Here is a 12,381-nt window from a genome sequence, read left to right as displayed (position 1 = left end):
CCCCTCATTTCATCAGACACACCACATTGGCTGCATTTGCGACTGCTGCGCAGCCGAGCGGGAGCAAGCTCCCTCGCCACAGAGGATGAGGGTTCATTGTGTTTTTCATTCGTCTGTCGGCCTTGCTCGCCGCATTGCTGTTGCTCAACGGTTGCGAGCGACCGGACGCGCCGCCGCTCGATCAGCAACTCTATGTCTGGCAACGCCAATGGACGTCAGCCCATGACGCCGCGCTACGCGACAGCCGCGCCGATTTCTCGACCTTACGCGTACTGGCCTTGCAGGCGTTTCCGCAGGCCGGTTGGAGCCGGGTGCGAATCGATCCGGTGCTGCTCAAGCGTGATGGCCGACCGCTGATTGCAGTGATTCGTCTGGATGGACAGCTCAAGGGGCTGGATCAGGACGAGGTCACGGCGCAAATCCGGCAGGTGCTCAGCGATTGGCAAGGGCAGGGGCTGATTCTCTCCGGCGTGGAAGTCGACCACGATGCGGGCAACGCCCGGCTACTGGCCTACCGCGAATTTCTCACGCATTTACGCGCTGCTCTCCCGGCTTCCTTACCACTGAGCATCACCGCGTTGCCGGCCTGGCTCGACAGCCCTGAGTTACCGGCGTTGCTGGCGACGGTCGACAGCAGCGTTTTGCAGGTGCATGCGGTGAGCGATCCACGGCGTGGGCTGTTCGACCCGGATCAGGCTCGGCAGTGGGCCAAGGCCTGGAGCCGTATCACCTCGAAACCGTTTTATCTGGCGCTACCGGCTTATGGCGTGGCGTTGTTGCCAGGGGCCAGTGGCGCGCCGGTGGTGGAAAGTGAAGTGTCTATCGACCGAGGTGGCGATCGTCGGGAGTTACTGGCGGATCCGCTGCAACTGAGCAGATTCGGCGCCGAGTTGCGCGCTGATCCCCCGGCTCATCTGGCTGGGCTGATCTGGTTTCGCCTGCCGCTGGCCAATGATCGCAGGGCCTGGAGCCTGACGACGCTAATCGCGGTGGCGCGTGGCGATACGCTCGACAGCCGCGTGGGGCTGAAGCTCTCGGCGCAGGACGGCCTCTACGACATCAGCATCAGCAACCAAGGCAATCTCGACAGCGCCTGGCCCGAACGCCTGACATTGGCGGTGCAAGGCTGCGATGGCGCCGATGCATTGGCCGGTTATGCGTTGCAACAGCGCCCGGATCTGCTTACCTTCACCCGCCTGCGCGAGGGTCGAATCCCCGCCGGAGGGCAGCGCGCCATCGGTTGGGCACGCTGCGCAACTATTGATCAAGGAGGTTCGAATGTTCACCCGTAACTGGCCCCGCCATGTGCTTTGCCTGAGCCTCAGCCTGCCGTTGGGTTCGGCGTTGGCCTGCGGGCCGGACTTCCCCATGCGCTTGCTGGACAACCGTGGCCAGTCGCTGGCGGAACTGCCTGAAGGCAACTTCAACGTCGAGATCAACCGTCTCGGGCATGCCATCGCGGGACTGAAAAATGTCACGGCTGCCACCAACATTCCGGGGGACGGTTATGGCGATGCGCCGGATTACACGGGTCAGCGGAACACCGCCGAACAGGCTGGTTTGACGCCTGAGCAGCAAGCACTGGTGAAGCAGCTGCGCAATTTGACCGATGCCCGTCAGGTTGAAGAGCAAGGCGCGAGCCTGCCGGCCGAGCACATGTTGTATCTGGCGGGCGCTGTTGCGTTCAACGCGGGTGACCACGGCTTGGCCGCCGAATACTTTCAGAAAGTGCTGGCGCTGCCGGCGGATCAACGCGCGTTGCGCAGTACCTGGGCGGCTTACTCGTCGGGGCGGGCATTGTTTGCCATGAGTTCAGAGGCGGACGCGGGTCCCGACCTGTTGGCTCAATCTCGAAAGGCCTTCGAGCAGACTCGTCAATTGAGTATCGACGGCTTCAGCGACCCGTTGGAGTTGGGGGTCGCCAGCCTCGGCGAAGAAGCGCGAGTGGCCCGCACCGCTGGCGATTGGGATAGCGCCATCACACTTTATGCGACGCAGAACCTCCACGGTTCGGCGGTGGGCTACAGCTCATTGAAGTTGTTGATGGCCGATCTGATGACAATGCCCGACGATCAACTGGCCGTGTTGCTCAAGGGCAAAGCGGTTCAGCAACTGGTGACGGCGTCGTTGATCAGTCGATTGGGCTGGTCATTCGGTGATCAACCGCCGAACGAACAGAAACTGATCAAACTGCTGCAAAACAGCACCCGCGGCAGCCTGGATAACGCCGATCGCCTGGCGGCGATGAATTATCAACAGGGCGATTACGCCAGTGCCAAAGCCTTCCTTGAACAGGCCGGTGACGGCGGTCTCGCATGGTGGCTGCGGGCGAAACTGGCGTTGCGTGATGGCGACAAAAATGCTGCCGCCGCAGCTTATGCCAAGGCAGCCCAGGCCTTCCCGCAGAACGAGTCCTGGGGGGAACGACGGACCCCGGACTGGGATTACGAAACGGTGCAGCCCAAGTGCCGGGTCGACGGCGAAAGCGCGATTCTGGCCCTGCAGCGTGGCGATTATCTGCAAGCCTTTGATCAGCTCTATCGCAGCCAAAGCATTTACTGGTACGACGCAGCCACCGTTGCCGAGCGGGTGCTGACCCTCGATGAACTCAAGCAGTACGTCGACACTCAGGTGCCCGCACCGCCGCCGCTCAGCCAGCAGGATCGCGACAATTATGTGCCGTTGCCGGTAGCCGCGAACCTGCGCAATTTGCTCGGGCGGCGTCTGTTGCGTGAAGGGCGTTATGACGAAGCACCAGGGTATTTCGATAATGCTGTCTTGCAGGCCAAGGCCAAGTGGTACGGTGAGTTGCGCAACGACGCCGAATCAAAATGGTGGCCGACCAAGCGGGCATTCGCTTACTACTACGCCGCGACAGTGGCCCGCTACGATGGGATGGAGTTGTTGGGCTACGAAATGTCCCCGGATTACGCGACCTTCGGCGGCAATTACAGTCTGGAGGCTCCCGATCTCAAGGTCGGCCCGCTGATAGCCGAGGGTGAGGTGCAGCGTCGGCAAGCCACGGTGGCGCAACCGGATGAACGTTTCCATTACCGTTATATCGCCACAGCCCTGGCGAGTAAGGCCGCTGATCATCTCCCCCACACCAGTCAGGCGTTTGCTTCAGTGCTGTGCAAAGCTTCAACGTGGGGTACCAGCCTGCAAGAGCAAAGTGCGTTCTACCGTCGTTATGTAGAGGAGGGACCGTATGTGATCTGGGCCGGTGATTTCGGTCATCAATGCCAGGATCCAGACTTCCAGAGCGCCGATAAGCGTTATGTGACTCAGGTCACCGACGCTGCGCGATCCGTTCTACGACCCTACAAAAAACCATTGCAGATTGGCGGTGTGGTAGCGATCACGGCGGCGGCTTTGCTGCTGATCAGTCGCCGCCGTCGTAGAGCGCGATAACCCTCAAGCCTCAAGCCTGCTGCACAAAGGTCAGCCGCACCGCGAAGCCGATCAGCAGGCTACCGAACAACCACTGCTGCACCCGCTGGGCCGATGGACTGCGTTGCAGCCAGCGGCCCAGTGCGGCGCCGACCAGCGCGTAGGCGCTGTCGAACAACAACCCGACACCGACCAGCATCACGCCCAGCGTTGCAAATTGCGCGAGCACTGGCCCGGCGTGCGGCTCAATGAACTGCGGCAACAGCACCGAGCAGAACAGCAGCGCCTTGGGGTTGAGCAGGTTGGTCAGCAAACCGCGCTGGATCGCCTCGCGCCAATGCGGTTTTTCGGTGGTTGCGTCTGTACCGTTCAAGCTCGGCAGCATCGTGGTGCGCAGGCACTGAATGCCGATCCACAGCAGGTACGCGGCCCCGACCAGGCGCACCACGTCGAAGGTCCAGGGCGCCGTCTTGAACAGCGCCGCCAAACCCAACGCCGCCAACGCCACATGACAACCACGCGCCACACCGAGCCCCAATGCCGTGGCCAGCGCCGCGCCTTTGCCCTGACGCGCGCCGGTCTGCAACAGCAGAATCATGTCCGGGCCGGGCAACAGGTACACCACCGCCAGCGCCATGAAAAACAGCCAGAGACCTGCCATGTTGCACCCCATTCGTTGTCGATTTGGTGGGGTCAGTCTATGGCTGAAGAGCAGGGCAGGTGGTTGCGTAGTCAGCTTCTAAAGCTTCCATATTTGGCATAATCTGCCATTTTGTGATGATCGAACCATCGGGATCTGCCAAACCATGAAACTAGACGCCTACGACCGCAAGATTCTCGCCGCGCTGCAACGGGACGGTCGCCTGAGCAACGTGCAATTGGCTGACGAAATCGGTTTGTCCGCCTCGCCCTGTTTGCGTCGGGTACGGATGCTGGAAGAGGCGGGAGTGATTCGCGGCTATCAGGCCAATCTGGATCGAGATGAAGTGGGCCTTGGGCTGACGGTGTTTGTCGGGGTCAAAGTCGAACGACACAACGACGAACAGGCCGAAGCATTTCGCCTGGCCGTGACGGCACTGCCTGAGGTGATTTCGGCGTTCCTGGTGTCAGGGGAATCAGATTTTCTGCTGCAAGTGGTGGTGCCGGATTTGCGCGCCTATGACCGTTTTCTCACCGGGCGTCTGCTGAAATTGCCGGGTGTGAGCGACATCCGCAGCAATTTTGCAATTCACACGGTGAAGACGCCGGGGGCATTGCCGTTGGAGCATTTGCCCAGCTGAAAAGATCGCAGCCTGCGTAGGAGCTGCCGCAGGCTGCGATCTTTTGATCTTTTGATCTTTTGATCTTTTGATCTTTTGATCTTTTGATCTTTTGATCTTTTGATCTTTTGATCTTCCTACATCTGCGTCGCCATCCCCTCCACATCCATTGCCGCCTGGCGCAAGGCCTCGGAGCGGGTCGGATGTGGATGACAGGTCAGGGCGATGTCTTCGGCCGAGGCGCTGAACTCCATGGCCACGCAATATTCGCCAATCATTTCACTGACGCTTGGGCCCACAAGGTGCACGCCGAGGACTTCGTCAGTGCGCTCATCGGCCAATACTTTGGCGAAGCCTTCGGTTTCATGGTTAATTTTCGCCCGGCTGTTGGCGGTGAAGGGAAATTTGCCGACCTTGTAAGCGCGACCTTCGGCCTTCAGCTGTTCTTCGGTCTTGCCGACGCTGGCCAGCTCCGGTTTGGTGTAGATCACGCTGGGGATCAGGTCGTAATTGACCTCGCCGGCCTTGCCGACGATCTGTTCGATGCAGGCCATGGCTTCGTCTTCGGCCTTGTGGGCGAGCATCGGCCCCGACGTGACATCACCGATCACCCAGACGCCAGCGGCCTCGGTGCGGTGGCCCTTATTGGCGAGCATCCCGCGTTTGTCCGTGGCGAGACCGACGTTTTCCAGTCCCAGGCCTTGGGTATAAGGGCGCCGCCCAATGGCCACCAACACGTAATCGGCTTCAAGCAGCTCGGCAGTGCCACCCGCGGCCGGTTCGACGCTGAGCTGAACACCGCTTGCCGACGTCGTGGCGCTGGTGACTTTCGAACCCAACTTGAAGCTGATGCCTTGCTTGCTCAATGAGCGCTGAAGGGTCTTGCCCGCTTCGCCATCCACACCGGGGCAGATCCGATCGAGAAATTCGACCACCGTCACCTGAGCGCCCAAGCGCCGCCATACCGAGCCCAACTCCAGGCCGATCACCCCGGCACCGATCACCACCAGGTGCTTCGGCACTTCGCCCAGCGACAGCGCGCCCGTGGAGTCGAGGATGCGTTTGTTATCGATGTCCACGCCGGGCAGGGGAGTGGGTTCGGAACCGGTGGCGATAACGATGTCCTTGGCGCTCAGCTCGGTCTTGCCACCCTGGCTGTCGGTCACCGTGACGTTGCCCGGCCCGTCGATGTGGCCCCAGCCCTTGATCCAGTCGACTTTGTTTTTGCGAAACAGAAATTCTATGCCTTTGGTCAGCCCGGTAACGCTTTCATCCTTCTGTTTCATCATTTGAGCAAGGTTGAGGACAGGTTTGACCTCAATCCCCAGGTTGGCGAATTCCGCCCCCATGGCCGCGTCGTAGAGTTCGGAGGCATGCAGCAGGGCTTTGGACGGCATGCAGCCGACATTCAGGCACGTCCCGCCCAGAGTGGCGCGGCCTTCCACGCACGCCACTTTCAAGCCCAACTGCCCGGCGCGGATCGCTGCGTTATAACCGCCGGGGCCGGCGCCCAGAATCACGACGTCATAGGTGCTCATGGTGCAACTCCTGGATTGAGAGGGACGGGATCGATAAAAAGTAGTCTTCAGTAAAAATTACGAACGTAATATGTGCGTTTCTCAGCATTTCGGTCAAGGCTTCAGCTTGGCGACAGGTTTAGCGCTTTTAGATAGAACGATTCAGGACGAAAATTTCACCATTTTCGTTATATCGTAACGAATTGTGATGTGGGCAATGGCTGGGGTGGTATGCAAGTCGATCTCGATGGCGATGGAGCACAGATAGCAGGGCTGCCGCGCTTTCAGCAGGCGGTCATTCAAGGACGCCGATTGCGGCAATTCGCGATCGGTTTGGGTGCCTTGGCCGGCGCAGGGTTGGTGCTGGCGTTTTTTGTTGGTCTGTTTGCGCCGCAGTCGCTCTGGCCGGCGTTGCTGGTCAATCAGAGCGCCGGTTTGCTGGTGCTGGTTGCCGGCCTGCAATCGGCTTGGTGGGTAACGCAGTGGCGCGCACGGGCGATGAATCCGGCCGTGTTGGTGCCGGTGGCTGTCGCTGAGGAAGTCGTTGCCGCTGAAGGCTGGTACGAGCGGTTGCTGGACCGGATCAGTCAGCGTTGGTTGCGCGTGCTGGGGCAGATCGGTGCACCGACGCTTTGGCTTGGCGGCTGGGCGTTGTTGACGTTGTACAGCATTGAGCAAGTCTGGAATCTGGCCTTGCCGCCCGCTGCACTGGGGTTGTCGGCCAGTGTCGGCGCCGCGCTGTCGTTGCTGCTGGCTTTCGGTTTGCTGGTGCTGGAGCGGCAACTGGCGCAGGAAAACGTCGCCCAGTGGCCTGAAGCAGGGCCGCTGGCGCAGCTGACGCGGGTGGCGATTATTTGCCTGGTGCTCAGCGCCCTGTGTTTGTTGTTCGGCAGCGAAACATCGGTCTGGCCGGTGCGTCTGGCGGTGCTGATCGGCTTGCTGCCGGGGTTGGTCGCCGTCGAGTTGCTGCTGCGCGCCGTGTTGTCGCTGTTCAGTCCCCGTCGTGAGCAGCTGGAACCGGCCTTGCTGGCGCGAAGCTTCGTCGCCGACATGCTGCGTTGGCCGCCGCAACCTTTGCTCGCATTGCAGCACGAATTGCACAACCGCTTCGGCATCGACCTGCGACAAATCTGGGCCTTTACCTACATGCGCCGGGCGTTTTTGCCGGTGCTGGCGGTGGTGACAATCGTCGGTTGGTCGCTCACCGGCATTCACGAAATTCCACTGCAAGGGCGCGGTATCTATGAACGTTTCGGCAAACCGGTGGAAGTTTTCGGCCCTGGTTTGCACGCCGGTTTACCGTGGCCGCTGGGCCGCGTGCTGAGCGTCGAAAACGGTGTGGTCCACGAGTTGGCCACCAGCGTTGGCGAAACGTCGGCACCGGTCGAGGCCGAACCGGCCGAAGGCCCGGCACCGGCGATTGCCAATCGCTTGTGGGACGCCAGCCATGTGAATGACAAATCCCAGGTCATCGCCAGCAGCCGCGCCGACAAACAGAGCTTCCAGATCGTCAACATGGATGTGCGCTTCGTCTATCGCATCGGCCTGAGCGATCAGGCGGCGCTGGCAGCAACGTACAACAGCGCCGATGTGCCAACGCTGATCCGCAGCACCGCCAGCCGGATTCTGGTCCACGATTTCGCCTCGCGAACCCTCGACGGTTTGCTCGGCGAGGACAGGGTAGGGCTCGCCGAAGAAATCGGTCGCGCCGTGCAGGCTGACCTGCAAAAACTCGACAGCGGCGTGGAAATTCTCGCCACGGTGGTCGAGGCCATTCATCCGCCAGCGGGAGCGGCTAACGCTTATCACGGCGTGCAAGCGGCGCAGATTGGCGCCCAGGCATTGATCTCCCGCGAGCGCGGTGCCGCGGCGGAGGCGACCAACCAGGCGCAATTGCAAGCCAGCATCGCTCACGATCAAGCCACGGCCAGTGCTCATGAAATCAATTCGACCGCGCAGGCCGCCGACCTGAAATTTGCCGCCGAGCGAAAGGCTTATTCCAGCGCCGGCCAGGCCTTCGTGCTGGAGCAATACTTCAGTCAACTGACCCAAGGTTTGGCCAACGCCAAGCTGCTGGTTCTCGATCATCGTCTGGGCGGCAGCGGTAATGCGCCGACCATCGACCTACGCACATTCACGCTGCCGGCTGACCCTGCGCCGCCGCGTAATACTGTTCAACCTGGAGCTGTCCATTGAGCCAGTCGACCCCTACTCACAATCGCGATCACGATGATCACGCCGGCCACGATCACGGCCATGGCGGACATCACCACGGTCATCACCATCATCACCACGGTGATCCACAAGAAGCTGGCCCTTTCCCGTGGCGCCGAATGGGTTGGGCGGCGCTGCTGGTGGCGTTTGCCATTGCAGCGGCGAGCCTGGTGCAAGTGCGTTCAGGAGAGGCCACGGTCATCACTCGCTTCGGCAATCCATCGCGGGTGTTGCTGGAGCCAGGACTTGGCTGGCGCTGGCCGGCACCGTTCGAGGCGGCGATCCCGGTGGATCTGCGGCTGCGCACTACCTCCAGCGGTTTGCAGGATGTGGGCACGCGCGATGGTCTGCGCATCATCGTGCAAGCCTATGTGGCTTGGCAGGTGCAGGGTGATCCAGACAACGTGCAACGCTTTATGCGCGCCGTACAGAACCAGCCGGACGAAGCGGCGCGGCAGATCCGCACCTTTGTCGGCTCGGCGCTGGAAACCACCGCCAGCAGTTTTGACCTGGCCAACCTGGTGAACACCGATGCCAACCAGGTGCGCATCGCCGATTTTGAAGCGCAGCTGCGTCAGCAGATCGATCAGCAGTTGCTCACCACCTATGGCGTGCGAGTGTTGCAAGTGGGCATCGAGCGTTTGACCCTGCCGTCGGTGACGCTCACCGCGACTGTCGATCGTATGCGCGCCGAGCGTGAAACAATCGCGACTGAACGCACGGCCATCGGCAAGCGTGAAGCTGCGCAAATTCGCTCTGCGGCCGAGCGTGATGCGCGAATCGTGCAAGCCGATGCGACAGTGAAAGCCGCAGACATCGAAGCCCAATCCCGCGTCGAAGCCGCGCAGATTTACGGCCGTGCCTACGCCGGCTCGCCGCAGCTCTACAACTTGCTGCGTTCTCTCGACACCTTGGGCACCATCGTCACGCCGGGCACCAAACTGATTTTGCGCACCGATGCTGCACCGTTCCGGGTGTTGGTTGACGGGCCGCCGACACTCGATAACAAATCCGGATCGCAGCCATGAGTTTAGTTCCACGTGGAACACATGAGTTGAGCAGTCCCTGGATTCAGGCCGGGCGCTTGGCTTTTTTGGCGCTATACGCCGTGACCGTGTTGGCTGCGTTGGCGTGGGCATTCTCCAATGTGCGGCAAATCGACCCGCAGAATCGTGCCGTGGTGCTGCACTTCGGCGCACTGGATCGCATTCAAAATGCCGGTTTGCTGCTGGCGTGGCCCCGCCCGTTTGAGCAGGTAATCCTGTTGCCAGCAGCGGATCGGGTGATCGAGCGCCGTGTAGAAAATCTGCTGCGCACCGATGCTGCATTGCAGGCGGATCGAGTGGCGAGTTTCGCCACGCCGATCAGCGATGCGCTCGCCGGCTCAGGTTATTTGTTGACCGGTGATGCAGGTGTCGTGCAACTGGATGTGCGGGTGTTCTACAAAGTCGCCGAGCCGTATGCCTTCGTTCTCCAAGGTGAACATGTGCTGCCGGCACTGGATCGGCTGGTGACCCGCAGCGCCGTGGCGCTCACCGCCGCGCGAGATCTGGACACCATTCTGGTGGCTCGACCGGAACTGATCGGTGCCGACAATCAGGCCGCTGAGCGCCGCGAACGTCTACGCGGCGATCTGGTGCGGGGCATCAATCAACGCTTGGCGGAACTGACGGCGACCGGGCAGGGGTTGGGCATCGAAGTGGCGCGGGTCGATGTGCAATCGAGTCTGCCCGGCCCGGCGGTGAACGCGTTTAACGCGGTATTAACCGCCAGCCAACAGGCCGACAAAGCTGTTGCCAACGCGCGTACTGAAGCCGAGAAGCTGACTCAGTCCGCCAACGAACAAGCCGACCGCACGCTGCAAGTGGCTCACGCCCAAGCCAGCGAACGCCTGGCAAAAGCCTCTGCCGACACCGCCACGGTACTGAGTTTGGCCAAGGCGCAACAGCAGGGCACGGACCCGCAAATGCTGCTGCGTATTTACCGTGAGCGGATGCCGAAGATTCTCGGACAGGCCGGTTCGGTAACCACGGTCGACCCGAAAGACGATTCCCGCCTGATCATTCAGGGAGCTGCGCAATGACTGCCCAAACCGCCGCCGCGCCGAGCATGTTGTCCTCGGCTGAACAACGTAGCGCCGCGCGTCAGTTGACTCTGGCCATGCTTGCGCTTGGGTTGCTTGCGCTAGGCCTGATCTGGCGCTGGTTGTCGCCGGAGCAGACCGGTGTCAGCCAATTGCTGCTGGGTTTCGCGTCCTTGCTGGTGGCTGTGCCGGTCATGCGCTCGGCGTGGTACAGCCTGCGTTATCCGAGCCTGCACGGGATCACCGATCAGTTGATTGCCCTGGCCATGCTCGGCGCCTGGGCCACAGGCGATCTGCTCACGGCGGCGTTGCTGCCGATCATCATGATCTTCGGTCACGTGCTGGAAGAGCGTAGCGTGATCGGCTCCCAGGAAGCGATTCATGCCCTCGGCAAACTGACTCGCAGCCATGCACGCAAGATTCAGGCTGACGGTTCCGTCGTTGAAGTCGACAACGGAACACTCAAGGCCGGTGACCTCGTGGAGGTGCGTGCCGGTGATCGGGTGCCGGCGGATGGCCGAGTGCTGTCCGGTCAGGCAAGCCTCGACACTGCGTCAATCACCGGTGAGTCGGTGCCAATAGAAGCCGGTGTGGGCATGTCGGTGTTCGGCGGGGCGATCAATCTTGATGGCCTGCTGCGCATTGAAGTGACCCGCACCGGTAACGAATCGACTCTGGGTAAAGTCATCGCGCTGATGCAAAGCGCCGAACGTTCCAAGCCGCCGATCACCCGTTTGCTCGAACGCTACGCTGGCAGCTACATGGTGTTGGTGTTGCTGCTGGCCGCCGTGACCTGGTTCGTGACCAATGATGCCCAAGCGATGCTCGCAGTGTTGGTAGCGGCTTGCCCTTGCGCGCTGGTGTTGTCGGCACCGGCCACGGCCATCGCCGGGGTGGCGGTGGCGGCTCGACACGGGATTCTGATTCGCAGCTCGGCGTTCCTCGAAGAATTGGCTGACCTGACGTCGTTGGTGGTCGACAAGACCGGAACCCTGACGTTCGGCACCTTGCGCCTGCAATCCATCGACAGTCCACTGCAGGATCGCAGTCACGTACTGAAGCTCGCCGCCAGCCTCGGTTCCGCCAGCAGCCACCCAGTCAGCCGCGCCTTGGCCGGATTGGTTACTCAGGAACACTTTCTGCTGCTCTCTGACATTCACGAGCGTCAGGGGCTGGGTGTAGTGGCGATGACCGAGCAGGGCGAGGCGGCCCTCGGTCGTCCGGAGCTGTTCGCGCAATTGGGCATCGCCACATCAGCGGTTCCCGAACACGACGGCCCGATTGCCGGGCTGGCACTCAACGGTGAATTTCTCGCCTGGCTGTTGCTCGCCGATAGCGTCAAACCCGAGGCACGGTTTGCCCTGAACGAGTTGCGTGAACTGGGCTTGGGTCGTCAGTTGTTGCTCACCGGGGATCGGCAAAGCGTCGCGCACACGCTGGCCCAGGATGTAGGTATCAGCGATGTCGAAGCCCAGGCTTTGCCCGAGGACAAACTCAATCGTGTGCTGAAGGAAATCGGCAGCGGGTTCCGGCCGATGGTGGTGGGAGACGGCATCAACGATTCCCTGGCGCTCAAGGCTGGAGTCGTCGGCGTGGCCATGGGCGCGGGCGGTGCGGACATCGCGCTGGCCTCGGCCGATATCGTACTGATTGGCAGCGATCTGCGCCGGCTTGGGACCTGCGTGCGCTTGAGTCGCCAATGTCGGCAGACCTTGCAGGTCAACGTGATTATCGGGTTGGGCTGGACCCTCGCCATCGTCGCGTTCGCCGCATTCGGCTGGCTCGGCGTGGCAGGCGCGATGATTGCCGCCCTGTTGCATAACTTGAGCACGTTATTAGTGCTCGGTAATGCCGGGCGTTTGCTACGCTTTCAGGAACCCCTACTCAAGCTTAAGGATGAGGTGTGAGCGTCTACAAC

The 12,381-nt window shown here is 61.4% G+C and carries 9 protein-coding genes; 7 read left to right on the top strand and 2 right to left on the bottom strand.

Annotated features, from left to right (window positions below):
• Window positions 1–95: 95 nt before the first annotated feature.
• Both ACZ3HH_RS20585 and ACZ3HH_RS20580 read left to right on the top strand, forming a co-directional pair.
• Window positions 96–1,292 carry a DUF3142 domain-containing protein gene (locus ACZ3HH_RS20585; protein ID WP_465807429.1) on the top strand — a complete coding sequence of 399 codons (1,197 nt, stop codon included), beginning with the start codon at window positions 96–98 and terminating at the stop codon, window positions 1,290–1,292.
• Window positions 1,279–3,411, top strand: a complete 2,133-nt coding sequence (locus ACZ3HH_RS20580; RefSeq protein ID WP_465807173.1) for a hypothetical protein — start codon at window positions 1,279–1,281, stop codon at window positions 3,409–3,411. The genes ACZ3HH_RS20585 and ACZ3HH_RS20580 overlap by 14 nt, the downstream gene beginning before the upstream one ends.
• Window positions 3,412–3,421: 10 nt before the next feature.
• On the opposite strand, the gene ACZ3HH_RS20575 is transcribed toward ACZ3HH_RS20580, so the two are convergent.
• Window positions 3,422–4,051, bottom strand: a complete 630-nt coding sequence (locus tag ACZ3HH_RS20575; protein ID WP_465807171.1) for a LysE family translocator — start codon at window positions 4,049–4,051, stop codon at window positions 3,422–3,424.
• 145 nt (window positions 4,052–4,196) lie between these two features.
• Between ACZ3HH_RS20575 and ACZ3HH_RS20570 the strand changes: the two genes are divergently transcribed.
• On the top strand, window positions 4,197–4,670 hold the full coding sequence (locus ACZ3HH_RS20570) for an Lrp/AsnC family transcriptional regulator (protein WP_052966045.1): 474 nt from the start codon (window positions 4,197–4,199) through the stop codon (window positions 4,668–4,670).
• 116 nt (window positions 4,671–4,786) lie between these two features.
• Here the strand turns inward: ACZ3HH_RS20570 and lpdA are convergent, their stop codons facing one another.
• Window positions 4,787–6,187: a dihydrolipoyl dehydrogenase gene (gene lpdA / locus ACZ3HH_RS20565; protein WP_465807168.1), complete on the bottom strand. Its 1,401-nt coding sequence runs from the start codon at window positions 6,185–6,187 to the stop codon at window positions 4,787–4,789.
• 210 nt (window positions 6,188–6,397) lie between these two features.
• Between lpdA and hflK (ACZ3HH_RS20560) the strand changes: the two genes are divergently transcribed.
• The 4 genes from hflK (ACZ3HH_RS20560) to ACZ3HH_RS20545 are packed head-to-tail and all read left to right on the top strand — an operon-like array spanning window position 6,398 to window position 12,370.
• Entirely contained in the window at window positions 6,398–8,362 is a 1,965-nt protein-coding gene (gene hflK / locus ACZ3HH_RS20560; protein ID WP_465807166.1) for a protease modulator HflK, read from the top strand.
• The gene (gene hflC / locus ACZ3HH_RS20555) at window positions 8,359–9,408 is read left to right on the top strand and encodes a protease modulator HflC (protein WP_367373580.1); all 1,050 of its coding nucleotides are present in this window, start codon (window positions 8,359–8,361) and stop codon (window positions 9,406–9,408) included. Before hflK (ACZ3HH_RS20560) ends, hflC begins: the two co-directional genes overlap by 4 nt.
• Window positions 9,405–10,463 (top strand): protease modulator HflK, encoded by a 1,059-nt coding sequence (gene hflK / locus ACZ3HH_RS20550; protein WP_465807164.1) that lies wholly within the window; start codon window positions 9,405–9,407, stop codon window positions 10,461–10,463. The genes hflC and hflK (ACZ3HH_RS20550) overlap by 4 nt, the downstream gene beginning before the upstream one ends.
• On the top strand, window positions 10,460–12,370 hold the full coding sequence (locus ACZ3HH_RS20545) for a cation-translocating P-type ATPase (RefSeq protein WP_465807161.1): 1,911 nt from the start codon (window positions 10,460–10,462) through the stop codon (window positions 12,368–12,370). The genes hflK (ACZ3HH_RS20550) and ACZ3HH_RS20545 overlap by 4 nt, the downstream gene beginning before the upstream one ends.
• Window positions 12,371–12,381 lie beyond the last annotated feature (11 nt).

The sequence above is a fragment of the Pseudomonas sp. PME37.24/025 genome, from assembly GCF_055556615.1.
This window is presented reverse-complemented; position numbering and strand designations above follow the sequence as displayed.

What these genes read in the sequence shown, in the direction of transcription:
- ACZ3HH_RS20545 (WP_465807161.1), top strand. Translation starts at nt 10,460, where the DNA reads ATGACTGCCCAAACCGCCGCCGCGCCGAGCATGTTGTCCTCGGCTGAA.
- hflK (WP_465807166.1), top strand. Translation starts at nt 6,398, where the DNA reads ATGCAAGTCGATCTCGATGGCGATGGAGCACAGATAGCAGGGCTGCCG.
- ACZ3HH_RS20580 (WP_465807173.1), top strand. Translation starts at nt 1,279, where the DNA reads ATGTTCACCCGTAACTGGCCCCGCCATGTGCTTTGCCTGAGCCTCAGC.
- ACZ3HH_RS20575 (WP_465807171.1), bottom strand. Translation starts at nt 4,051, where the DNA reads ATGGCAGGTCTCTGGCTGTTTTTCATGGCGCTGGCGGTGGTGTACCTG.
- hflK (WP_465807164.1), top strand. Translation starts at nt 9,405, where the DNA reads ATGAGTTTAGTTCCACGTGGAACACATGAGTTGAGCAGTCCCTGGATT.
- ACZ3HH_RS20570 (WP_052966045.1), top strand. Translation starts at nt 4,197, where the DNA reads ATGAAACTAGACGCCTACGACCGCAAGATTCTCGCCGCGCTGCAACGG.
- lpdA (WP_465807168.1), bottom strand. Translation starts at nt 6,187, where the DNA reads ATGAGCACCTATGACGTCGTGATTCTGGGCGCCGGCCCCGGCGGTTAT.